The sequence below is a fragment of the Rhizobium oryzicola genome (assembly GCF_030504645.1).
GTDB classification, from domain to species: domain Bacteria; phylum Pseudomonadota; class Alphaproteobacteria; order Rhizobiales; family Rhizobiaceae; genus Neorhizobium; species Neorhizobium oryzicola.
Genome location: NZ_JAUKWQ010000002.1, coordinates 198428 through 222127, shown reverse-complemented (window position 1 = coordinate 222127; position 23700 = coordinate 198428). Strand labels below are relative to the sequence as shown.

General features: G+C 60.4%; 24 protein-coding genes. 9 read left to right on the top strand and 15 right to left on the bottom strand.

The features are described from left to right. Positions 1-9: 9 nt before the first annotated feature. The 3 genes from Q2T52_RS08395 (at position 10) to Q2T52_RS08385 (ending at position 3445) form a co-directional block, all read left to right on the top strand. Positions 10-1215 carry a low temperature requirement protein A gene (locus tag Q2T52_RS08395; protein ID WP_302076258.1) on the top strand — a complete coding sequence of 402 codons (1206 nt, stop codon included), beginning with the start codon at positions 10-12 and terminating at the stop codon, positions 1213-1215. A gap of 52 nt (positions 1216-1267) precedes the next feature. Beyond that, complete coding sequence (locus Q2T52_RS08390; protein WP_302076257.1) at positions 1268-1837, top strand: transglycosylase SLT domain-containing protein; 570 nt, start codon at positions 1268-1270, stop codon at positions 1835-1837. Between the two features lie 99 nt (positions 1838-1936). Then, complete coding sequence (locus Q2T52_RS08385; RefSeq protein ID WP_302076256.1) at positions 1937-3445, top strand: pyruvate kinase; 1509 nt, start codon at positions 1937-1939, stop codon at positions 3443-3445. Positions 3446-3716: 271 nt separating this feature from the next. On the opposite strand, the gene Q2T52_RS08380 is transcribed toward Q2T52_RS08385, so the two are convergent. From Q2T52_RS08380 to Q2T52_RS08340, 9 genes are all read right to left on the bottom strand, one after another. After that, the gene (locus Q2T52_RS08380; protein ID WP_302076255.1) at positions 3717-4109 is read right to left on the bottom strand and encodes a RidA family protein; all 393 of its coding nucleotides are present in this window, start codon (positions 4107-4109) and stop codon (positions 3717-3719) included. A 95-nt stretch (positions 4110-4204) separates the two neighbouring features. Further along, positions 4205-4618: a GFA family protein gene (locus tag Q2T52_RS08375; RefSeq protein ID WP_302076254.1), complete on the bottom strand. Its 414-nt coding sequence runs from the start codon at positions 4616-4618 to the stop codon at positions 4205-4207. Positions 4619-4622: 4 nt separating this feature from the next. Beyond that, positions 4623-5108 carry an SRPBCC family protein gene (locus tag Q2T52_RS08370; protein WP_302076253.1) on the bottom strand — a complete coding sequence of 162 codons (486 nt, stop codon included), beginning with the start codon at positions 5106-5108 and terminating at the stop codon, positions 4623-4625. Further along, positions 5105-5434 (bottom strand): ArsR/SmtB family transcription factor, encoded by a 330-nt coding sequence (locus Q2T52_RS08365; protein WP_302076252.1) that lies wholly within the window; start codon positions 5432-5434, stop codon positions 5105-5107. Before Q2T52_RS08365 ends, Q2T52_RS08370 begins: the two co-directional genes overlap by 4 nt. A gap of 176 nt (positions 5435-5610) precedes the next feature. Continuing rightward, positions 5611-6543 carry a ring-cleaving dioxygenase gene (locus Q2T52_RS08360; RefSeq protein WP_302076251.1) on the bottom strand — a complete coding sequence of 311 codons (933 nt, stop codon included), beginning with the start codon at positions 6541-6543 and terminating at the stop codon, positions 5611-5613. 133 nt (positions 6544-6676) lie between these two features. Next, positions 6677-7381 carry a uracil-DNA glycosylase gene (ung, locus tag Q2T52_RS08355; RefSeq protein WP_302076250.1) on the bottom strand — a complete coding sequence of 235 codons (705 nt, stop codon included), beginning with the start codon at positions 7379-7381 and terminating at the stop codon, positions 6677-6679. A gap of 17 nt (positions 7382-7398) precedes the next feature. After that, on the bottom strand, positions 7399-8388 hold the full coding sequence (galE, locus tag Q2T52_RS08350) for a UDP-glucose 4-epimerase GalE (protein WP_302076249.1): 990 nt from the start codon (positions 8386-8388) through the stop codon (positions 7399-7401). Positions 8389-8503: 115 nt separating this feature from the next. Next, positions 8504-8818, bottom strand: a complete 315-nt coding sequence (locus Q2T52_RS08345) for a type II toxin-antitoxin system RelE/ParE family toxin (RefSeq protein WP_302076248.1) — start codon at positions 8816-8818, stop codon at positions 8504-8506. Continuing rightward, entirely contained in the window at positions 8815-9075 is a 261-nt protein-coding gene (locus Q2T52_RS08340; RefSeq protein ID WP_302076247.1) for a CopG family ribbon-helix-helix protein, read from the bottom strand. Before Q2T52_RS08340 ends, Q2T52_RS08345 begins: the two co-directional genes overlap by 4 nt. Positions 9076-9183: 108 nt before the next feature. Here Q2T52_RS08340 and Q2T52_RS08335 point away from each other — a divergent pair, with 108 nt between their 5' ends. Further along, entirely contained in the window at positions 9184-9552 is a 369-nt protein-coding gene (locus tag Q2T52_RS08335; protein WP_302076246.1) for a YbaN family protein, read from the top strand. A gap of 66 nt (positions 9553-9618) precedes the next feature. Then, positions 9619-9963, top strand: coding sequence for a heme-degrading protein HmuQ (hmuQ, locus tag Q2T52_RS08330; RefSeq protein ID WP_302076245.1), 345 nt, complete (start codon positions 9619-9621; stop codon positions 9961-9963). Positions 9964-9977: 14 nt separating this feature from the next. Here the strand turns inward: hmuQ and Q2T52_RS08325 are convergent, their stop codons facing one another. Next, entirely contained in the window at positions 9978-11081 is a 1104-nt protein-coding gene (locus tag Q2T52_RS08325) for a flavodoxin family protein (protein WP_302076244.1), read from the bottom strand. Positions 11082-11172: 91 nt separating this feature from the next. Further along, entirely contained in the window at positions 11173-11361 is a 189-nt protein-coding gene (locus Q2T52_RS08320) for a DUF3008 family protein (RefSeq protein ID WP_302076243.1), read from the bottom strand. Positions 11362-11482: 121 nt separating this feature from the next. Here Q2T52_RS08320 and Q2T52_RS08315 point away from each other — a divergent pair, with 121 nt between their 5' ends. The 3 genes from Q2T52_RS08315 to Q2T52_RS08305 all read left to right on the top strand — a co-directional run bounded on the left by Q2T52_RS08315 (position 11483) and on the right by Q2T52_RS08305 (position 16416). Further along, positions 11483-11767, top strand: coding sequence for a hypothetical protein (locus Q2T52_RS08315; RefSeq protein WP_302076242.1), 285 nt, complete (start codon positions 11483-11485; stop codon positions 11765-11767). A gap of 69 nt (positions 11768-11836) precedes the next feature. Continuing rightward, on the top strand, positions 11837-14500 hold the full coding sequence (gene treY, locus Q2T52_RS08310) for a malto-oligosyltrehalose synthase (protein WP_302076241.1): 2664 nt from the start codon (positions 11837-11839) through the stop codon (positions 14498-14500). Positions 14501-15087: 587 nt separating this feature from the next. Then, complete coding sequence (locus tag Q2T52_RS08305) at positions 15088-16416, top strand: NAD(P)/FAD-dependent oxidoreductase (protein ID WP_302076240.1); 1329 nt, start codon at positions 15088-15090, stop codon at positions 16414-16416. Between the two features lie 72 nt (positions 16417-16488). Here the strand turns inward: Q2T52_RS08305 and Q2T52_RS08300 are convergent, their stop codons facing one another. After that, positions 16489-17352 carry a DMT family transporter gene (locus Q2T52_RS08300; protein WP_302076239.1) on the bottom strand — a complete coding sequence of 288 codons (864 nt, stop codon included), beginning with the start codon at positions 17350-17352 and terminating at the stop codon, positions 16489-16491. Positions 17353-17704: 352 nt separating this feature from the next. On the opposite strand from Q2T52_RS08300, the gene Q2T52_RS08295 reads away from it, so the two are divergent. Next, positions 17705-19093: an aminotransferase-like domain-containing protein gene (locus Q2T52_RS08295; RefSeq protein WP_302076238.1), complete on the top strand. Its 1389-nt coding sequence runs from the start codon at positions 17705-17707 to the stop codon at positions 19091-19093. 32 nt (positions 19094-19125) lie between these two features. On the opposite strand, the gene Q2T52_RS08290 is transcribed toward Q2T52_RS08295, so the two are convergent. From Q2T52_RS08290 to Q2T52_RS08280, 3 genes are all read right to left on the bottom strand, one after another. Continuing rightward, entirely contained in the window at positions 19126-21312 is a 2187-nt protein-coding gene (locus tag Q2T52_RS08290) for a methyl-accepting chemotaxis protein (protein ID WP_302076237.1), read from the bottom strand. A gap of 229 nt (positions 21313-21541) precedes the next feature. After that, positions 21542-22435 (bottom strand): NAD-dependent epimerase/dehydratase family protein, encoded by an 894-nt coding sequence (locus Q2T52_RS08285; protein ID WP_302076236.1) that lies wholly within the window; start codon positions 22433-22435, stop codon positions 21542-21544. 289 nt (positions 22436-22724) lie between these two features. After that, positions 22725-23582: an SDR family oxidoreductase gene (locus Q2T52_RS08280; RefSeq protein ID WP_302076235.1), complete on the bottom strand. Its 858-nt coding sequence runs from the start codon at positions 23580-23582 to the stop codon at positions 22725-22727. Between the last annotated feature and the right edge of the window lie 118 nt (positions 23583-23700).

Genomic DNA, 23700 nt, shown 5'->3' with positions numbered 1-23700 from the left:
GAGATAGGTTTGGCTCTCAAGACGACCCTTCAGGCGCGGTTTCTCCGTCCGCTTCACCCGCGCGACCCGCACGAACACCACCGCGTTTCGACACCGCTGGAACTGCTGTTCGATCTGGTGACGGTGATTGCCATTGCCTCGGCAGCTGCCGGCCTGCATCACGCGGTTGCGGCAGGCCACGCGGCGGGAGGGATCATCACCTTTCTGATGGCCTTCTTCGCGATCTGGTGGGCCTGGATGAATTTCACATGGTTCGCATCCGCCTATGATAACGACGATCCCGCCTATCGCCTGCTGATCATGCTTCTGATGGCGGGCGCTCTGGTCATAGCGGCTGGCATCCCGAACGTGATTGGCGACTTTCCCAATTTCACCCTCGTCATCTTCGGCTATTCGATCATGCGGGTCGGCATGATTACGCTGTGGCTGCGCGCGGCGGCCCATGATATCGCCCGGCGGAGAACGGCGCTGGCCTACGCAGCCGGCATCTTCCTGACGCAGATTTACTGGATCACGCTTCTCGCCATCCAGCCGATCGGCGAAAATCTCGGCTACGGCCTTTTCCTGGTCGGCGTGGTTCTGGAGCTTCTGGTTCCGGCGGTTGCCGAACCGTTGAGCAGCAACACCCCCTGGCACCGCCATCACATCGTCGAGCGCTATGGATTGCTGAACCTGATCGTGCTCGGCGAAACGCTACTATCCGGCTCCACCGCCTTGCGCGACATCGCCACAGGTTTCAACGCCACACTTGCGCTGACGGCGCTGTTTTCGCTGGTCATCGTCTTTTCGCTCTGGTGGTCCTATTTCGGCGATGAACGGCACCTTAACCGGCCCGGGCTGCGGCACACGCTGCTATGGGGTTACGGCCATTTTCTGATTTTTGCTTCTGGCGCAGCGACCGGTGCAGGTTTCGGGGTCGTGGTGGATGTGACCACCAAGGCATCGCATCTTCCGCAATTCCTCGCCGAAGCCTCCGTTGCCATCCCCGTCGCGCTCTATCTTGCCGCGCTGTGGTTCGTGCGCGACCGCGTTGCAGCCCATGGCCCTGGCCGTTTCGCACTGCCGGCATCCAGCCTGCTGACGGTGAGCATAACCGCCATCGGCATGGATCTCTGCCCGGCGCTCGGATGCATCGCCGCCAGCACGGCGCTTGGCGTCATCCTGCGCAACGTGCTCATTTCCACACCGGACAGTGGATCGGCCACCATTCATTAAAGGTTTCATTAATTCTTACGCGTAAGCTCTGGCCAAACAGAGTGATCGTGCGATGCGTTATGCGTTTTTCATCGCCCTTCTTTTTCTTGTAGGCTGCGCGAGCACGCCCAGCAGAATTGACAATGCCTGCGCCATCTTTGCGCAGCGTGACGGGCTGTTCAACAACTGGGCGCGTGAAGCCCGCCATGCCTCGCGCCAATATGGCGTGCCCGTTCCCGTATTGATGGCGACGATCTATACCGAATCCGGTTTCCGCGCCTATGCCAAGCCGCGCCGCACTTACATTCTTGGCTTCATCCCCTGGAAGCGACTTTCGACAGCCTATGGCTATGCGCAGGCGCTGGACGGCACCTGGGCCGTGTACAAGCGGGAAACCGGGCGCTGGGGCGCAAGCCGCACCGATTTCGGCGATTCCATCCATTTCGTCGCCTGGTTCCATAACAAGAGCAACCGCCAGAACGGCATCGCACTGAATGACGGCTACCGCCTTTATCTCGCCTATTACGCCGGCCACAAAGGCTATGCGCGGGGCCAATTCACCTCCGCCATCCGCGCTGCCGCGCAACGTTCCGCTAGCATGGCCGCCCGTTACGAAAAACAACTGCACGCCTGCGGCTATTAGTCCTCAAGCAGCTTGCGCATCGTCAAATCCCCGACGATCCCTGTCATCTACCCGTTAAGTCCGCGCCGCACTCTAGCTCGGACTTAACGGGAGAGTACCATGTTGCAAACAGCCCCCCAAAGCGAACAGGCCGCACTTTCAAGACTGATGGACGAACTGCGCACGTTGCGTGATACCGTGGAGCGCGAGGCGCAGGAAACACTGTCAGGCTTGATCCAGGGGGCCAGCCTCAGCGACGACGATCGCAATAAGATCGAGAATCTGGCGCGCTACCTTGCCCTGCGATCCCGCGACGTAAGACCGCTGCAGCGCCGACTGATGGCACTTGGCTTCTCCTCCCTCGGCCGCATTGAAAGCCGCGTTCAAGCAGGGCTCGATGCCGTGCTGGCAAGCCTTGCGCCCAACGCCGGCGCCGAGAAGCCCTATCCTCGCCCCACAGAAGAAGCCTTCTTCCAGGGTGAAGCGCTGCTGGACATGGCAGCCGCAGAGCTGCTTGGCCCCTCGCCAGCCAATCGTCGCGGCCGCATCATGGTAACGCTGCCAAGCGAAGCGGCCGATGATCCGGACTTCATTCTGGAACTCACGCAGCGCGGCATGAACGTCGCCCGCATCAACTGCGCCCATGATGACCGTGACGCCTGGCTTTCCATGGCGGACCATGTGCGCAAGGCGGCGCAGGAGGTGGGCCGCGAGATCCCTGTGCTGATGGATATTGCCGGCCCGAAGATCCGGACTGAAACGGTCTTGCCTGCCAAGATCAAGCTGCATGTCGGTGACCTCTTCCGGCTGGTGACCGATGCCGAGCCGGAATTGACCGATGACGTGCAGGCCTGCGCCTCTGTCTCTGTACCGGAAATTGTGACCCGCCTCTCGATCGGCGACCGCATTCGCTATGATGACGGCAAGCTGGAAGGCATTGTCGAGGGCCTTTCGCGGAATGAAGCGGTGGTCCGAGTCAACCGGGCCAGGGCAGGCGGCGCCAAGCTGAAGCCGGAAAAGGGTTTGAACCTACCCGACACATCCCTCGGCCTGTCACCGTTGACCGCCAAGGATGAGGCCGATCTGGCAACGGTTGTGGAATGCGCCGATATGATTGGCTATTCCTTCGTCAGCCGCCCGCAGGATATCGATCTTCTGGAAACGGCGCTGGCTTCTGCCCCGGCGCGCGAAAAGCCGCTTGGTCTGGTCGCCAAGATCGAGCACCCGGAAGCGGTCCACAATTTGCCGGCCCTCATCGCCACCGCCTTCCGCTATCAGCGCCCCTTTGGCGTGATGATCGCGCGCGGCGACCTGGCGGCCGAACTCGGTTTCGAACGTGTGGCCGAGATGCAGGAGGAAATTCTCTGGATCTGCGAGGCAGCCTCGGTGCCGACGATCTGGGCCACGCAGGTGCTGGAGGATCTCGTGAAGAACGGCCTTCCCTCGCGCGGCGAGATGACAGATGCCGCCATGGCGGCCCGCGCCGAATGCGTGATGCTGAACAAGGGCCCCGCCGTAGCGGAAGCGGTAGAAGTGCTTGACCACCTGCTGGCGCGGATGGACGAGCATATATTCAAGAAGACTTCCATGCTGCGGGCACTGAAGAGCTGGCTGCCGGATGAGGGCTGAGCCCCCCTCACCTGACCACCAATTGCCTCGCGTAGATTACCCCCTCTGTCCTGCCGGACATCTCCCCCACAAGGGGGGAGATCGGCAGAATGGCTCCCCGTTCGCTCACTCGCAAACTCTGTGCGAGGGCCGCCGACCTGACCGTCTGTATCAATTGTGGAGGATTGCCCGGGCGGTGCGACGAGTCGATCTCCGCCTTGTGGGGGAGATGGCCGACAGGCCAGAGGGTGGTGGTTCCAAACACGGTGCAGGGCTTGGAATGAGCCCCGCCTCACACCACCTTCGCTGCCGTCACCTCCACCTCCACAAGGAATTCAGGCCTTGTGAACCCGCCGACGACAATCAGCGTGGAAACCGGCTTGGGCTCCAGCGTGTAGCGATCGCGCACCGCCATATAGGCGGCAAAATCCTCGCGCTTCGTCACGAAGCCGGAAATGCGGATGACATCGGCAAAAGTCATGTCCGCTTCGGCGAGGATGGCCTTGATCGCCTCGAAGCAGAGTTCCGCCTGGCCGGTAACATCGGGCGGAATGGTATCATCAGGCGCGATACCGAGCTGGCCGGAAGTCACCAGCAGCGATGCGCCCGGCGGCACCAGTAGTCCGTGATTGTAATGTCCGAACGGCTTTCGGACAGAGGGCGGATTGAAGACCTGTTTGCTCACGAACCAACTCCAGATGCGACGCAGTTGAGCGAGACTATCGGCGAAGGTCCCTGGTCATTCAAGAGCGACGGACCCCGTTGTGGAGGAGGCCTTGATCAAGGTACCGGCATGCGGCGGAACTGAACCAGGGTCGCATCAATGTGATCCCAGGGCTGAGCCGCATCCGTCCAGGTCACCATGGTCGGCGCATAGCGTGCAGGCTCATCGAGGCTGGCCGCACGGATGATAAAGATGTCCGGCATGGCCGGAAACATCATGGACACGGGTGACCCGCAAACGGGGCAGAAGGCGCGACGCTTCACCGTTCCGCCATCGCCCGTCATCTGCCACTCCGTAGCATCGCCGTGGGTTTTGACCTCGGAGGCCTGAAAGACCAGATGTGATTGATGGCCCGTTCCGCTTTCACGCTGGCACTGCCGGCATTGGCAATCCACCATGGCGACGGGCTCACCAGCGACAGAGTAACGAAGAGCGCCGCACGCGCAGCCGCCCGTATAAGGAATGCTCATCAACCTACTCCTTGATTTTGTCCGGCTCGCCAATCTCATGCAGCAATGGCGCAATGCCGGGCACCACCTTGGTCCAACCGCCGCTCATGTTCGCGTAAGCGGTTTCATTTCTCGGAAGCTCAAAGCCAGAATGAACGAGGCGCAGCCGTGTGCCACCTGCCGTTGGCGACAGACTCCAGGTAACGACCGTATCGAGGCGGGAGCCGTAGCCGACATTGCGATCATCGCCGCCCTTCCAGGAGAATGAAAAGCGCTGACAGTCGACGACTTCGAGCACTTCGCAGTGGATCGTGCCGTCCCAGGCACCCGCGGGTTTTGTCTGGAAGGTGAAGCGCGTGCCGACCATTGGCGCGAAATTCGTAGGTAGCATCAGGAAGCGCGCGATCAGATTTCCGTCGGTGAGCGCTCTCCAGATGACCTGCGGTGAATGAGGAAAAACCTCCTCAACTACAATGCTCCGGGTCTCCGCTGTCGCCAGATCATCCGTCATGGGTCTATCTCCTTAAGAACATCCCTGAGGACTGTGAAACGTTGGCGCCAATAGAGGTCGTAATGGCTCATCCAGTCCGCCAGAGGTGCCAGGCCGGCAGGCTCCGCGCGATAATAGACATTGCGGCCTTGCGGTCTTTCACTGACCAGACCTGCCTGCTTCAACGTCTTCAGATGCTGCGAGATAGCGCCTTTCGTGACGCCGCTTCCACGCGTCAAGTCGGCAACCGTGATTTCGCCGCCGCTTGCAATACGCTCGAAAACGGCTCGCCGTGTGGGGTCGGCAAGCGCTTTCATGACGTCATTGATGGATTGCAGATGGATCATGCCAAAGAGATAGCCGACACTAAATATTTAGTCAATGCTAAACATTTAGTGTCAGCTAAAATATCAATTCGGCTGCTGGGGATCAGCCCACTGTACGAGAGGCTTATTGGGGCGCGGCCCCCAGTGGCCACGCAACTTTTGAATGAGTCCTCTCGCCGGTTAGGGTGAGGATCCGATCAGCCTTCCAGCTTTTCCAGATGCTGCTCAAGATAGGAGCGCAGATGCGCATGCTGGCTGGGCAGCTTCAGGCTTTCGCCGAGATGCGCAGTGTCCTCATCGCGATCAAAGCCCGGTTCATTGGTGGCGATCTCGAACAGTACGCCACCCGGCGTGCGGAAGTAGATGGCCCAGAAGTAATCACGGTCGATGATCGGCGTAACCTGATAGCCCGTATCCATCAGCGCTTCACGCACTTCCAGTTGCTTTTCGCGGTTCTCGACGGCAAAGGCCAGATGATGCACGGAGCCAGCGCCGAGCTGCGCCCGGGAAATGTTCGGCATGGTTTCAATGTCGATAAAATCGGCACCATTGCCACTTGGAATGCCAAGCCGCACGACACCATCGGCGCGGTCGACTTCCTCGTAACCCATGAACTTCAGAAGCTCTGCCGTGGCACCTTCATCACGCAGGCGCATCGAGGCCGAGTGGAAGCCACGGATCGCGTGATCGGTATCGACACCATTGCCGGTCCAGGGCGCGCGGGCATCATCCTTCACCTCGACCAGCGCGAAACCATCACCATCAGGACCGAAGAAGTTCAGGCGCTTTTCACCAAAGGCCTCATCCACCTTTATTTCCAGACTGCCCTTGGCAGCGAGACGGTTGCCCCAATAGCTGATCGCACCTTCAGGAACGGAGAAGACTGTCGTGCCGACTTCGCCCGTGCCAGGACGGCCCTTGGCGATATGTGGGAAGGGAAAATAGGTCATGACAGAACCGGGCGTGCCGACCTCGTCACCGTAATAGAGATGGTAGACGTCAGGCGCATCGAAGTTGACCGTCTGCTTCACGCGGCGAAGACCGAGCGTATCGGTGAAGAACCTGTTGTTTGTGCGGGCATTCGCAGCCATCGAAGTAACATGGTGCAGGCCCTTGATCTGCTTGAGCATGGCGATAGCCTTTCAATCTTCCACGGCAACTATGCGCGTGCCGTTTTCATGACCTGGAAGATGGCGACAACAGACGCTCTCGCATAGAGTGAACAATCAAAACGCATTGTTCACAGTTTTCTGTCTTTTCAGCTCACGCATCGAGACCGGGATTATCCGGCAGCTGCCAATCGACGGGATCGCGACCGTTGGAAATGAGGTAGGCATTGGCCTTGGAAAAATGCCGCGATCCGAAGAAGCCGTTATGGGCGGAAAGCGGTGACGGATGCGGCGCCTTCAGCACCAGATGCCGCCGCTGATCCACGAAGGCCGCCTTCTTCTGCGCATAGGAGCCCCAGAGCATAAACACGACATGCTGGCACTCATCGTTGACAACACGGATGACCGCGTCAGTGAAGCGTTCCCAGCCGCGGCCCTGATGAGCGGCGGCGCGCCCCTCCTCCACCGTCAGCACGCTGTTCAGAAGCAGCACACCCTGCTTTGCCCAGTGCTCCAGAAAGCCGTGATGCGCGGGCGGAATGCCGAGATCCGTCTGCATCTCCTTGTAGATGTTCACGAGCGAAGGCGGAATACGAACACCGGGCCGAACGCTGAAGCAGAGCCCATGCGCCTGCCCCGCGCCGTGATACGGATCCTGGCCGAGGATGACCACCTTGACGTTCGAAATCGGCGTCAGATCAAGCGCGCGAAAATACTCGCTGCCTTTCGGAAAGATGCGTTTGCCCGCCTCCTTCTCCGCCGTCAAAAAGCGGCGAAGCTCCGCCATGTAGGGATCGGCAAACTGCGGCGCGAGCGCCTGCTTCCAGCTCTCTTCAAGCTTCACGCCGCTCTCTGCCATGACTGCCTTGCCTCTTGTTATTGCAGATGAAAATTCGCCTTGGAATGCCAGCTCCAGGCCGAGCGGATGATATCCTCAAGCGTATATTTCGGCTCCCAGCCGAGCACGGCCTTGGCCTTGTCGTTGTTGGCCACAAGCGACGTGGAATCACCATCGCGGCGGCCGACATATTCCACAGGGAACGGCTTGCCGGACACTTCGGAAATCGCGTTCAAAAGCTCCTTCACCGTCGTGCCGGTGCCGGTGCCGAGGTTGAGTTCCACCGTCTCGCCGCCATTGAGCAGATAGTCGACGGCGCGCACATGCGCATCGGCCAGATCGAGAACGTGGATATAGTCGCGGACGCAGGTTCCGTCGCGCGTGTCATAATCGGAGCCAAACACCTTGAAGCCCTGGCGGCGGCCGAGTGCGGCCTCGATCGCCAGCGGAATGGCATGGGTTTCCGGCGTGTGCCACTCGCCGATGCGGCCCTCGAAATCGGCACCAGCTGCGTTGAAGTAGCGCAGCATCACCGAGCGCAGGCCCTTGTAGGTGCCGTAATCCTTCAGCGCCTGTTCGATGATGAATTTGGTGCGGCCGTAAGGGTTGATCGGCGCCTGACCATGCGTCTCATCCATCGGCACCCGCTCCGGCAGACCATAGGTCGCGCAGGTGGAAGAGAAGACGAAGGCCTGAACACCTGCATCCATGGCAGCGGACAGCAGCGTCAGCGCGCCGATGACATTGTTGTCGTAGAAGGCAACCGGGTTCTTCACCGATTCACCCACCTCGATCAGCGCCGCAAAATGCAGCACCGCATCCGGCTTGTGGGTGGCGAAGACCTCGTCCAGACGCTTGCGGTCGCGGATGTCACCCTGTTCCAGCGGCCCCCATTTGACGAATTCCGCATGTCCGTTCGACAGGTTATCGAAGACGATGGGCTCATAGCCGCGCTCTGCCAGAAGAAGGGATGTATGCGAACCGATATAGCCGGCACCGCCGACAACGAGGACCTTCTTTTTCGACATGGATAATCGCGACTCCGTTGCAACTGGCTCGGAATATAAAGACGGTCGCGGCGATTGCCAGTCCGGGAAAATGGAGCCACCACGCGAACCACAGGAAATGGGCTTTAAGGGAGGATCAATCTTCCAGATCGAAATCGTCATCTATCTCGACACGGGGCGGACGTTCGCGGCCGTGACGGATAGCGAAAATCAAAATCTCGTCGCCTCTGATCTCGTAATCCACGAGATAGGCTCCCATGACAAAGCGTAAAACCCCAGGAACCGGAATTTCGTCGTTGAACTTTCCCATCTCCGGAAAGCGGCTAAGCCCCTGCCGTAGGCGCTTGATGTCATCAGCAAATTGTTGTGCTGCTCTGGGATTTCCAGAATAAAGGTATTTCGCCTCCCGCCTCACATAGTCTCGTGCTTTCGGCGAGAGCGTGACCTTCAAGCAGCGGCTCCCTTGACGATTGCATCGACTTCATCAATCACGTCGTTAAGGTCATGACCCCGACCGTTTTCAATGTCGCTTCTTGCCTGAGCAAGTTCGATGATCTCACGCCCTTCCGCGGCCAAATATGATTTAAGAGCGCGGACGAAGACCCAGCTTCGGCTGCGATCACATATTTCAGCAATCTGTTCGATTTCAGATAGGATATCCAAGGGAAGCCGCATGGTGATCGGATCTGACAGCTCACGCTCCGACATGTTTTTTGCCTCCATTTGTAATACAGATACGATAGTTCGTTGATCGATGAAGGTCAAACTCAAAGGGTCGATCAATGCAGTGTCGGCTTAAAGAGCGATGAGGCATCAATGCGCTTGATATACCTGAGCCTGGGGTGGTTGTTCGTGGCGCTGGGCATTGCGGGGGCATTTCTTCCGCTCCTGCCCACCACGCCGTTTCTGCTGCTGGCGCTCGCCTGCTTCACCCGCTCCTCGCCACGGCTGGAGGCATGGTTGCTGGCCCATCCGCGCTTCGGCCCTCCCCTTCGCAACTGGCGCAGCAACGGCTCCATTCCACGCAAGGCAAAGATTGCGGCCGTTGCGATGATGGCGCTGAGCTATACGATCTTCGTGTTCGGCACCTCGCCACCTCTATGGCGGGCGCTGCTGGTACTCGCCATCCTCTGCGGTTCCGGTCTCTTCGTCGTCACCAGGCCGGACGGCGGTGGCGAAACGTGACGGGGCTTCACCCGCCGAGGTAAAAACGATATCTTGAACACTGAAGGAAAGTTTTGGAGGTCACCCATGTATATCGCCATGAACCGCTTCAAGATTGCCCATGGTTCGGAAGAGGCATTCGAGGACATTTGGAAAAGCCGGGAGCGCCATCTCTCCACCGTGCCCGGCTATATCGAATTCCATATGCTGCGCGGTCCGAAGCTGGATGACCACACGCTCTATGCCTCCCACACGCTCTGGGAAAGCCATGAGCATTTTACCGCCTGGACGAAATCGGAGCAATTTCGCGCCGCCCATGCCCGCGCCGGCGAAAGCCGCGGTAAGGTGGAATATCTCTCCAGCCCGCAATTCGAAGGCTTCGAGGTGATCATCCACGAAGGCCGCGACGGCAAGAGCTCACAGGCAGCCTGATCACTGCAGCTTCATCACTTCGGTCGCGGGTCCGGCAGGTTCGTCCCCGCGGCTGTGATCTGCCCGAGACGTTTGGCAATGGCCGCCTCCAGCAGGGTTTCGGCGGCATTGCGCACCTCCTGCTGCATGGCCTTGTCGCGGTCGAACGCGCTGTGGTTTGTAGCATACGGCTCCATATAGCCGATATAGCGATCAACCTCGGCAGCCGGTCCCGCAGGCAAAAGCTTCATCGACTTCAACCAGTCGGACAGGCTGCGGCGCACATTTTCCGCACCCTCCGCATCACCATGCACGATGACCGAGAAATGTCTGTCGGCGAGATGGCGCGGGTAATCCCAGCCCTGCATTTCCAGCTGCTTGGCATCCTTGGCGTGCTTGCCATGCGTGCTTGTCGGATCGGGATTGCCGCCATCGGCGCAGACCAGACGGTCCATCATCAGCTTCAACGGCGAGGACACCTGATACCAGTTGACGGGCGTGACGATCATCACGCCATGCGCCTCCACCCACATCGGATAGATCTCGTTCATCCAGTCATGCACCTGGCCCAGAGAATAGTTGGGATAGCAGGAGCAGGGCCAGTGGCAGAGCGCGGCAGCGGTGGAAAAGCATGCCTTGCAGGGGTGGATCTGCCGTCCATATTCGGAGGCCAAACGGCTGAGGTCCAGAACACGCACCTCCGCCCCGCGTCGTTTCATGGCCTCTTCGGCAATCTTCACCATACGATAGCTCTTGGAAAGCTCGCCCGGACAGGTGTGTTCGCTGCGTGAGGAGGCACTGACGAGCAGCATGCGCAGAGGGCCGGATGGATCGCGATAGCGAAGTCCCGCCTCGCGGATGGCATCGCGCGCCGCCAGCCAGTCTTCGGACAGGTCGTAATCGGGATCGGCAAAGCCGGGACCTGCCTTGCGAGTCAGCGGGCTCTTGCGAGAATTTTCGTAGGCATCCCAGGCAGCCTCAGCGATCCGGTCCAGTTCTTCGCTGAGCGGCGCGAACGCCTTGTCGCGAAACTGGGTCATGAAACGCTTGCGAAATTGATCGCGGCCCATGCGAGGGCTGGGGCTGCCGGTGCGGGGTTCAAGATCTGGTTTTGAAGACGGACTGGGAAACAATGACATCAACTATGACCTCGAAACAGAATGAGAGACGGCGACCCAACGCCGTCTCTTGCAAGCTGGTTCCGAGGGAAAATTTTCGCTCCGGAGGAACTCATCGGTTGCCCGCATGTTCGGGTTTCCCTTTGCGGCCTGTGGAAGCCATGTCATGCAGCTCCTTCTCCGACATGGATTTTTCCATGCTTTTCGAGGCACCTTTCAGCTCACCTTTCTTGATGTCACCGCGCTTGGCGGCCAGCGCTGCACCCGCTGCCTTCTGCTGTGCCTTGGATTTTGCCGGCATGTTCGTTCTCCTTGGTTGAACACGCAGGATCAACAAGATCGACCCTGATGGGGTTCCGAGGCGACTTGCGGAACCGGAAACACATCTCAGGGGTTTCAAGGTCCTGTCAAAGGAGAACACCATGACCGCCAAAGACCCGACCAAGGACCAGATGGACAGAAGCGACAAGATCGGCAGCGAGGAAAGCCGCCGCTTCCAAGGTGACAATCGCGAACGCCTGGACGATGCGCTGCATGCGCAGATGGACATGACCAATCTGGATGCCGTGAAGGAAGCAGCCCGGCTGGGCGGAGGCGATACCTATCTCGTCGAAAGCGATCTGGAAGACCTGGACCAGCGCCAGGATACCGATGGCGAGGACGGCCGCCCGAGCCCGATGGCGAATGCCGACAATCCGGAACGATAATCGCCCGGAACTTGCAGCCTCCGCTGGCGTTCATGGGGCTCCCCACCTTGAGCGCCGGAGGCTGCCCGCTTGACCCTGCCCACCTCGACCTACCGCATTCAGTTCCGCAACGGCATGACGTTCGACCGCGCAGTCGATCTGGTGCCCTATCTCAAGCGGTTGGGCATCAGCCATCTCTATGCCTCGCCGGTGTTTACCGCAGCACCCGGCTCCACCCATGGCTATGATGTGGCCGATCCCAACAAGATCGAGCCGGAGCTCGGCGGGCGCGTAGGTCTGGAAAGACTGGCGTCAACGCTCAAGCAGTCGGAGATGGGACTGATCCTCGACATCGTGCCCAACCACATGGCGGCAGCGCTGGAAAATGTCTGGTGGCGGAGCATTGTGGAATGGGGCAAGGCAAGCCGCTACGGCCATTTTTTCGATGTCGACTGGAAGCGACGCCTGACCCTGCCCTTCCTGGGTGATGATTTCGACAAGGTCGTGGATGCGGGAGACATATCCGTGATCCTCGATCCGGAGCAAGGCTGCCTCGCCTTCGCTTACTTCGAGACCCACTACCCCCTCAACCCATCCAGTTACGGTTTTGCACTGTCCGGCATCGGCTCGACGCTCGCACGCGAGATGGCCGAGTTTGCCGCCACCGCCCGCCCCAAGCTGGAAGAGGCGTTTCACGACACCATGCGCAGCTTTGCCTCGCGGGCGGATGCGCGCGACATCGTGGACATGCTGGCGCAGAAATCCCGCGACCGCGCATTTCTGCGGGAACTGCACGACCAGCAGACCTATCGCCTCACCTCCTGGCGCGATGCACCCAAGGACCTGAGCTATCGCCGTTTCTTCGAAATCACCGGCCTTGCTGGCCTGCGTGTGGAGGATGAGGAGGTGTTTCTGGAATCCCACCGCACCATTCTGGAGCTCGTTCATTCCGGCGCCGTCGATGGCCTGCGTATCGACCATGTGGATGGGCTGGCCGATCCCGCCGGCTACCTGAAGCGGTTGCGCGAGGCGGTCGGGCCGGATGTGAACATCTGGATCGAAAAGATCCTTGGCCATGGCGAGAACCTGCCCTCTGACTGGCCGATCCAGGGCACAACGGGTTACGAATTCATCGCCTCGCTCTCCGAACTCTTTGTCGATCCGGTGAAAGCTGCCGAACTGGTCAAGGCTTATGATGCCTCGGCCGGACGCGTCAGCGATGCGAAAGCCGAATTCCGCAAGGCGAAGGGCCTGATGGCGGATGTGAATTTTGCCGGCGAAGTCTCCACCCTCCTCAAGCTCGCACAGGAGATGGCGGCGGGTGATGCGGCCACCATGTCGCTCTCAAAGGAGGCGCTGCACAGGGCCCTGCGCGAGCTTCTGATCGCCTTCCCGGTCTACCGCACCTATGGCACGCGCATGGGACTGGAGCCGCACGATCACCAGCGCCTGAAGGACGTGCTGGACGAGACGCGCAAAAGCCCGGAGCCGCCGGATGAGCAGGCACTGATGCTGCTGGCGCGGATCCTGATGGGCGATGTCGATCAGCAATTCGATGAAAAGGCCGCGCTGTTCCGCACCCGCTTCCAGCAATTGACCGGACCGCTGATGGCAAAGTCCCTGGAGGATACGCTGTTCTTCCGCCTCAACCCGCTGCTCGCCCTGAACGAGGTGGGTGGCGAACCGGGGTTGCGCGACTTTTCCGTCGAGGCCTTTCACCGGGAGATGCAGACCAGACAGGAGCGCCAGCCACACGGCCTGTCCGGCACCTCCACGCATGACACCAAACGGGGCGAAGATGCGCGCGCGCGCCTCTATGCTCTCAGCGAAGCCCCTGATCTGTGGCAGCAGAGTTTCGGGCGCTGGCGGGACATGAACAGGGCTGCCGTACAGACGCTCCAGAAGGGCGCAGCGCCGGAACCCGAAGTGGAATGGATGATCTATCAGGCTCTCGTCGGTGTCTGGCCGGTTGATCTCTCGATTGACGACCCGCAAGGGCTGAAGGCGCTGGAAGAGCGCCTGCTTGCCTATACGGAAAAGGCTTTGCGCGAAGCCAAGCTGCGCACCGCCTGGACTGACGGTGACGAGGATTACGAGAAGGCCGTAAAAGCCTATGTCTCGCACCTGCTGGACCCGGCGAACGCGACTTTCCTGCAGGATTTTACCGCCTCCATGCAGCCTGTTTTCCAGGCCGGTGCCGTCAACAGCCTGACGCAGACGCTGATCAAGCTGACGGCGCCCGGTATTCCCGACATCTACCAGGGCAGCGAAGGCTTCGATCTCAGTCTGGTCGATCCCGATAACCGGCGCGAACCCGATTTCGATACACTCATCGCAGATCTCTTCGGCGAAGCCGTGGTGGAAGCCGAATTCTGGAAAAGCGCCCGCCTGAAACAGGCGATGATTGCGGCCGTGCTGTCGCTGCGGCAGGACCTGCCGGCTCTCTTTGCCAAGGGCAATTATGTGCCGCTGCAGGCAATCGGACCTAAGGCCGATCACATCGTCGCCTTCGCCCGCGAATGGGATGGCAAGCGTCTGGTGGTGATCGGCGCGCGCATGGTGCTGGATACCATCGAAAAGACCGGCCTTCCGGTGCCAAAGGATTTTTGGAACGAGACCGTGCTGCCGCTCTCTGCCATCGGTCCCCGGCACTTCCGCAATGTGATTTCCGATGAACAATATGGCAAGGAGAGCGATCTGGTGCTTTCGGCCCTGTTTGCCGAATGGCCTTTTGCGGTGCTGGTGTCGGAATAACTTACCCCCTCTGTCCTGCCGGACATCTCCCCCACAAGGGGGGAGATCAGCGGAACGTTGACCGCTCGCTTCTACGAAAAAATAAGCGTCGCCAGAATCTGATACCGGCCGAGAGGGATTGAGAGGCCGCAGCGGGTCGATCTCCCCCCTTGTGGCGGGGGTCCGAAGGACGGGGCGAGACGCGTGGCTCGACCAGCAGCGGCAGGACAGAGGGGGGGCGATATCCGGCGAGGTGGGTCACTGAGCAAAGATGCGCAACGAAGACAATCCACAATAAGTGTTCCCACCAAAAGAAATAGCGCCGCCCGAACTGACGGGCGGCGCTATTTCCGCTTCAAACGGCATCATTGATGCCATCAAGCTCAATGGTTTCAAGCGAAACCGACGAGATTGAGAACCGCAATGACGATCACGACGGCGCCCACAAGCCAAACGATACTGTTCATGGTCTTACCTCCTGTTGTTTCGACAAATGAACGGATTGGGCTGCCAAAGGTTCCGCTGGAACCTTCGAAGCAGGCACAGGTTGAGGCAGCGTCCGACCGGCAGGCTGGATGCTGCGCTCCCAAAGCATCAAGGAATTGCCGATGACCTCTCCCGCTGATACCCTGCGCCAGGAAAGCCCCCTTGTACCGCGCCTCAGGGTCGTCATCATCGGCGCGGGTTTTGGTGGACTGGCGGCGGCACAAGAGCTTGGCAATTCCGAGATCGACGTGACGGTCATCGATCGCCGGAATCACAACCTCTTCCAGCCACTTCTCTATCAGGTGGCAACCGCGGCTCTATCGCCAGCGGATATCTCCGAGCCTATACGGCGCACGCTCGGCCGCTATTCCAACATCGACATCATGCTGGCCGAAGCCAATGGCATCGACGTGGCCGGCAAGAACGTTCTGATCGATCATGGCGCGCCGATCCCCTATGACCGGCTCGTGATCGCCACCGGCTCGGAATACAATTATTTCGGCCATGATGAATGGCGGGCCGTCGCTCCCGGTCTCAAAACCATCCACGAAGCGCGGCTCATCCGCCACCGCCTGCTGCTTGCCTTCGAGCGGGCCGAGCTTTCGCAGGAACCGGAGGAGAAGAAGGCGCTGCTGACCAGCATCATCATTGGCGGCGGCCCGACCGGCGTCGAAATGGCAGGCGCCATCGCGGAGCTCGGCCGCTTCATGATTACGCGGGATTTCCGGAAACTTTCGCCGGACCATATGCGCGTCATCCTGATCGAGGCAGGTCCACGGATTCTTGCAGCCTTCCCGCAGGACCTGACGGATTACGCCACCCGCTCGCTCGCAAAGATGGGGGTTGAGGTCCGAACAGGCGTGCGGGTCGAACAGGTTGGCCAGGATGAAGTGATTGCCGGTGGCGAGAGGCTGCGCACCGGCTGCGTTATCTGGGGCGCGGGGGTGAAGGCCTCACCGGCTGCGAAATGGCTTGGCATCGACGCCAAGGTGGGAGGACGCATCCCTGTTGATCCCGATCTGCGCATCACCGGCTTCCCCGATATCTTCGCGATCGGCGATACGTCGCTTGGCATGGGTGATGACGGAAAGCCGCTGCCGGCGCTTGCGCAGGTTGCCAAGCAACAGGGTCAGCATCTGGGGCGGGCCTTGAAGGCGGACCTGCTTGAAGGCAAGCCCATCCCTCCCTTCCACTTCCACAATCGCGGCAACACCGCCGTCATCGGTCGCAACTCGGCCATCTTCGACTTTGGCTCATGGAAGCTGAAGGGCCGCCTCGCCTGGTTTCTCTGGGCGCTCGTGCATGTCTATCTATTGGTGAACTTTGAAAAGCGGCTTCTCGTTACCATCCAGTGGCTCTGGCGCTACGCCACGCGACAACGCGGCGCCCGCCTGATCGATGAGAACGCGTCGGTCACATTTCCCGCCAGCACCCGGAGGAGCGAAACGTAAACACCGCCAATCCCAAGCACTGCCCTACGAGAGACGCCCAGAAAGTTAAAAGTAGCATTGTTGAAATCCACCCTATCGTGCAAACCGCCGTGCCGCCGCGACACAGGCCACCACGCCGGCGGTGCTGAGCAGCATCATGGCCGTCACGTCCTCATGCAGCAGCCAGGCGGCCAGCAGCAGGCCAAAAAAAGGCTGCAGCAATTGCAGCTGTCCCACTGCCGCGATGCCGCCGCGGGCCAGGCCGTGATACCAGAAGATGAAGCCGACCAGCATGCTGAACACGGAAACGTAAGCCAGCCCCGCCCAAGCGGAGGGCGTGATGCTGCCAAACCCTACCGGAAGTGTGGCAACCGCCAGGACCAGCATTGGCGGCAGCGACAGGATCAGTGCCCAGGAAATCACCTGCCAGCCACCCAGCTTGCGGGACAGTTTGGCCCCTTCCGCATAGCCGAGGCCACAGACGAGGATCGCCGCCAGCATCAGCAGGTCACCGGCCAGTGAGGCCTCGCCGCCTCTCGCCAGCGCAAAGCCCACCACCAGCGCACTGCCAAGCCCGGAAAACAGCCAGAACAGCGGTTTTGGCCGTTCCGACCCGCGCAAGACACCGAAGATGGCGGTGGCGAGCGGCAGCAGACCTATGAAGACGATGGAATGGGCGGACGAGATGTGCCTGAGCGCCAGCGCCGTCAGCAGCGGAAATCCGACAACCACGCCGCCGGCGATGATGGCGAGCGAGAGGAGATCCGCCTTTTGCGGTCGCGCCTGTTTCAAAGCCACCAGCAGTGCCGCCGCCAAAGCCGCCGCAATCACGGCCCGCGCCGAAGTCAGAAACAGCGGCGACAGATCCGCCACCGCGACCCGCGTGGCCGGCAGCGAACCGCTGAAGATCAGAACGCCGATCAGCCCGCTGCCAAAGCCTTCCATGGATGTTTTCATGCCCGCACCTTTTGATTTGGGTGACAGCTATACGGCCTCGGGGCTTTTCAGGACAGAAACGGTACAGTACAATTTGGATGAACTGTATGGCTCATATGCTCCACACAGCGGTGCTGATGGACCTCCGGTTGTGCCCCCCTGCCCTGCCGGGCATCTCCCTCACACGGGGGGAGATCGGCTGGTGGTGACCACCTCACGTCCTCTTGAACGTCGGCAACTTCATGCTGGCAGTTCGACATCAGAGAGGAAGCGATGGAAGAGCCGTTCTGCTGATCTCCCCCCGTGTGAGGGAGATGTCCGGCAGGACAGAGGGGGGTGAATTGGGCAAGTCATCGAGTGAAAGTGAAGAGGCATGCAAACCGAAACCTCCCAGACCGGCAGAGTGATGGCCGCCATCCGCGCCAGGATCGAGGCTCGCGCGCTGACAACGGGCGACCGGCTGCCCTCCATCCGCCGGTTTGCCAGTACCATGGGCGTTTCCCCCTCCACGGTGGTTGAGGCCTATGACCGGCTGGCGGCGGAGGGGCTAATTCGCGCGCAGCCCGGCTCCGGCTTCTATGTCTCCGCCACTGCGCTACCGCCGCTCAAACTCGCCAGGACGGCAACGCCGCAGGCACGCGCGGTCGATCCCTTCTGGGTGTCGCGCCAGTCGCTGGATGCGGAGGACGACGCGCTGATGCCCGGCTGCGGCTGGCTGCCACCCGCCTGGATGCCGGAAGCGGCCCTTCGCAAGAGCCTCAGGAACCTGTCGCGCGCCTCCACAACGCTGCTGACCGATTACGGCAGTTCGCTTGGTTCGCTAACACTCCGGCAGCTCTTGATCCGCCGCGCGGCGGAGGACGGATTGCGGATAGAGCCGGAGCAGTTGATGCTGACAGCCTCGGGCAGCCAGGCGCTGGATCTTCTCTGCCGTTTCCTGCTGCGCCCCGGCGATGTGGTTCTGGTGGATGACCCCTGCTATTTCAATTTTCAGGCGCTGCTCCGTGCCCATCAGGTGAAGATCGAGAGCGTTCCATATACGCTCGACGGGCCTGATATGGCCGCCTTCGAGGCCGCGCTCACCACCCACCAGCCCCGCCTCTACCTCACCAATTCGGCGCTGCAGAACCCGACGGGCGCCAGCATTTCGCCGCAGAAGGCGCACCGGCTGCTGAACCTCGCCTCCGCCCATGACCTCATCATCGTGGAGGATGAGATCTTTGCCGATTTCGAGCCGGAGCCTTCGACGCGATTGGCGGCGCTGGACGGATTGACCCACGTGATCCGCATCGGCAGCTTTTCAAAAACGCTGTCGGCCTCCATCCGTTGCGGCTATATCGCGGCGAAGCGCGACTGGATCGACGGGCTTGTCGATCTGCAGGTGGCGAGCAATTTTGGCGGCCCGAGCCCGATGGCGACCGAAATCATTGCCGATGTGCTGACCGGCGGCAGCTACCGAAAACACATGGAGGAAGTGCGCCGCCGGCTTGCCCGCGCAAGGCGCGAGGCCGCGGAGCGGCTGGCGCGGCTTGGTATTGCGCCCTGGAACGTGCCGCGCGGCGGCTTCTATCTCTGGTGCCGCCTTCCAGACGAAGTTGATTCCGCTGCGATCGCGCAAGCGGCCCTGCGCCAAGGCGTGCTGCTGGCGCCCGGCAATATCTTCAGCCATGCCCGGACAGCGGAAAACTTCATGCGCTTCAACGTGGCGCAGATGACCGAGTCGAAGGTGTGGGAGGTACTGGAAACGGCAATGCGGGCCTGAGGCCCGCATGACTCTTTGTAGAAATCGAAGGCTCAGGCGCTGCGGCGATAGCCAGCATACTGTGCCATCCCTTCCTCCACCCGGAAGCGACGGACCTTTTCGCTGAGTTGCGTGCTTTCCTGCTCCAGCGCCTGGGTGGCGGCATTGCTTTCTTCCACCATGGCGGCGTTGCGCTGGGTCATCTGGTCCATGTCATTGACTGCGGACGAGATTTCGGAAATCGCCGTAGACTGCTGGCGCGCCCCTTCCGCGATGTTGGAGATTTCCCGGTCAATCGCCAGAATGTGGTTGCCGATTTCGGCCATATGCTCACCGGATTTCTGCACCAGTTCGACGCCCGTGTGGACGGCATCCGCAGCGTTCTGGATGAGGCCGCGAATTTCCCGCGCGGCGGTAGCAGAGCGCTGCGCCAGTTCACGCACCTCCTGCGCGACCACGGCAAAGCCCTTGCCGGCTTCGCCCGCGCGGGCGGCTTCGACGCCAGCATTCAGCGCCAGAAGATTGGTCTGGAAGGCGATGGTGTCGATGACTTCGATGATCTGCACGATCTGGCCGGAGGCGGCTTCAATCCGCTCCATGGCGCCAACTGTCTCTGTCGCAATCTTCTGCGAGGTCTCGGCGCTCTGGCGCGCGCCAGCGGTGACGCCGGTCACGGTGCGCATGCGCTCGCCGGTCTCCGTCATGGTGGCCATGACTTGCGTCAGCGCCGCCGATGCCTCTTCAAGCGAGGCAGCCTGGCGCTGCGTGCGCTCTGACAGATCGTCGGCACCGGCACGGAGTTCGCTAACGCCGCTGGAGACAACGATGGCGGTGGAAGAGACGCTGCGGATAATTCCGTTCAACTGGCGGATGGCATCGTTGAAGGCGGTGCGAAGCGGCTCCAGTTCGGCCACGAAGGTGGCGGAGATCTGATAGGTCAGGTTGCCCGCAATGAGATGATCAAGGCCTTGGCCGATCTCCTTGACTGCCAGCTCCACGGCACGCGCACGTGCTGTCTCGGCGGCATGGCGCTCCTCGTTCTCGCGCCAGCGCAATTCTGCCTGGCGTTGACGCTCCTCGGCATCCTCGCGGGTCTTGCGCTCGTGATTATCGAGGCATTTCAGGATGGCGCGTCCCAAGCGGCCGATTTCATCCTTGGCATCGGTGACCGCCAGCGTCTGGCCGGGTTCCTCGCGGGCATAACGCTCCGTCACGTCAACCATGCGCCGCAACGGGCGCACCACGGCCACCATGGTGAGGAAGCTCAAAAACAACGTCAGCGCCACCGCGCTGCCGGCAACCAGCGTCGCCAGAACCACATTGCCGTAGGCATCATCTGCAGCGGCATGAGCTGCATTGCGGATCTGTGCCAGTTCGGCCACCTCGGCCTCATAAATGGCGTTGATGCGCGCCGTCGTCTTGGCAAACCATTCCTTGGCGTCCAGTCCCGTCAGCGCAGCTCCTTCGGCGGAACGCAGCATCTGCAGGCGATAGCGATCGATATCTGCGGCATCGGCACTGTTCGCAAACGGCTTCAGCTTTGTCTCCGCGACGGCCGTATCGACCTTGGCGAACTCCTTCAGCAGAATATCGCCGGCGCCGGAAAACCGCGCAAAAGCGAGATAAAGATCAGCAGGAACCTGGCCAGATGTAATGAAGCCATTGCCCATGCCACGCTCCTGCCCGGCCAGTTCCTTGGCAACGGCAAGGTTGAGATAGGCCTCCAGGCGCGTCGCCACATCACCTTCCGCGCCACCCCGCGCCAGCTTGCGTGTCGCATCGAGAAGATCGGCCACAAGACCGGTGTAAAAGGCAAAAGACTGCGGAGGCGTTGCCTTGAGTTGATCGATGTTGCTGCGCAAAGGTTCAAGACCAGGAAGGTTTGCAACGATCTTCGCGCGCATATCCGCCTTCAGGCCAAGCGCGACCGCCTGATCGAGGACGGCCGGCAGCTGTGCAAGTTCCTTATCGGTGTGCTCGCGCGCATCCTTTAAATCCGATCCGCCTGCCTTGCCGCCAGACCCAAGAAAGCCAGCAGCGCGGCCGCGCTCCAGCTGAAGACGATTGATCGTCCGGCTCATGGCTTCGATCTGCTGGCTGGATTGCGCGATACGCGTTGCGGCCTGATAGGTCTCGTACTTGTCGAGCAGCAGCAGCCAGGCCAGCACCGCCACGGCAATCAGCGGCACGATGGCACAGATACCAAGACGCGTGGAAATGGAAAGGTCGGAAAAACGCATGATAATAGCCCCCCTTGCGCATGGCAGGGTTGCAAAGGTGGGTAAAAATTCTCTTTAATATTAAATTTATCTAATTCTTTAAATGTTATTAAAGTTGAATTCTATTGCAATTGACAACTGATAAATAAGGGCGGCCAAAGCATTGAAGCAGCCGCGCCGAAAGCCTTTGGCGAAGCTGCAAATTGACGACCGGTCAAGCTTTAGGTGCGGGCTGGTGAGGCATTATGCCTCACCCCTTCACGTAATTGCGCCAGTTATGCTGCTCTTTGAAGCCAAGCACGTCGCGGATCTTGCGGTTGCTGATCGGCGCATCCTGACCCGATAGCTCGCCTTTGATCGGCGTGCCGGGTGCATATTTAGCCAAGAACTCCCGGGTCGGTTCATTAGCGGTGATGGTATCGTTGACGGCGTTGAACACCTGGAAGCCGAGGCCATCCTTTTCGATACAGAGGTCGACGATCTGGCCGAGATCGCGGGCATCGATATAGCTCCAGGCATTGCGCTTGCGCATGGGCGGATTGGCGAGATACTCGGGGAAGCGGGCGTAATCCTCCGTCGAGACGACATTGCCGATCCGCAGTGCATAGACATCCGCCTTGAAACGCATGGCAAAGGCGCGCGCCGTCTTCTCGTTCACCACCTTGGAAAGGCCGTAACTGTCCATGGGGTCGACATCGTAGTCCTCGGTCAGCGGGAACTCATGATAGTCCTTATCGCCTTCCGCAAAGCAGACGCCATAGGTGGTTTCGCTCGACGCGATGACCACCTTGCGGATGCCGAGCTTCATCGCTGCTTCGATGACATTGTAGGTGGAGACGGTATTGGCCGCGAAGGTCGTATTGTCCGGCTGGATCAGGATGCGCGGAATGGCGGCAAAATGCACCACGGCATCCACCTTCGCCACGCCCTCGCCCGTTTCCAGTCCCTCGAAGCCGAAATGCTGGGAGAGCGCGTTGAACACCTCGCCGGAATTGGTGAGATCGGTGATCAGCGTCGGCACCGATTGATCCGGGAACGGCTTCAGGTCCAGGTTCAAAACCGTATGCCCCTTGTCCAGCAGATAAGGGATGGCATGCCGCCCCGCCTTGCCGCTGCCGCCGGTGAAAATGATACGCTTGCCCATAATGTCCTCCCATGAATGGTCGCGGGCAGAGATAGGGGATGGCACGCGGTTTGGGAAGTGCGCGCAGAGGTGACGCAAAGTTAACCGCCTATGAGCGCTGTTCGCGCCGATCTACCCTTCAAGGTACAGCAATATTCGCCGCTCAAAGCGCTCTCCCAAACTCGCGACATGCTGGAGGTAATGCTAACAATGCTTTTCCAAGCAGAACCTCATCAGAATCCCCTGTAACACTGCCCCTTATGGGGGATGTACGCCCGGCAGTGGGCATGCAGGACAGCCTCACACAGTTCTAGATAACAGGCTTGCCGCCCGTGACGGCAATCGTGGTGCCGGAGACATAGCTGGAGAGAGGGTCCGCCAGCATCACATAGGCAGTCGCGAGCTCCGCCGGCTGGCCGGGACGCTTCATTGGCACCTGCATGCCGAAATTCTTGACCTTGTCTGCTGTCATGGTCGAGGGGATCAGCGGCGTCCAGATTGGCCCGGGCGCCACCGCATTGGCGCGGATCTCCTTCTCGGCCAAGAGTTGCGCAAGGCCGGCGGTAAAGTTCTGAATAGCGCCCTTGGTCGTCGCATAGGCCAGCAGCGACGGATTGGGATTATCGGCATTGATGGAGGCGGTGTTGATGATGGCGCTTCCCGGCTTCATATGCGGCACAGCTGCCTTGGTCAGGTAGAACATGGCATGGATGTTGACCTTGAAGGTCAGCTCCCACTCCTCGTCGCTGATGTCACCAATGGAGGAAAAGGTCGCCTGATGCGCGGCATTGTTGACGAGAATGTCGATGCCCCCGAGTTCCTTCACCGCCTGATCGATGATCCACCGGCAATGTTGCGCCGATTGCAGATCGCCCGGCACCAGCACCGCCTTACGGCCCGCCTCCTCCACATGACGCTTCGTTTCCTCGGCATCCTCGTGCTCGTCGAGATAGGCGATCAGAACATCCGCGCCCTCGCGGGCATAGGCAATGGCAACCGCGCGGCCAATGCCGCTGTCAGCCCCTGTAATCACGGCCCTCTTGCCGGCGAGGCGACCGGAACCGCGATAGCTCTGTTCGCCATGATCAGGCACCGGCTGCATATCGGCGGTACGTCCTGGCATGGGCTGCTGCTGTTCCGGAAACGGTGGCGTGGGATATTGCGACATTCTGATACCTCGTGTTCGTTGGGAGACACGGTATCAACTGCAAGGGACCTTCGCAGTTCCCGGATCGCATAAGTGAGATCCCCATCCGGGTTCGCGCGATCTGCCATACAAGTTACAT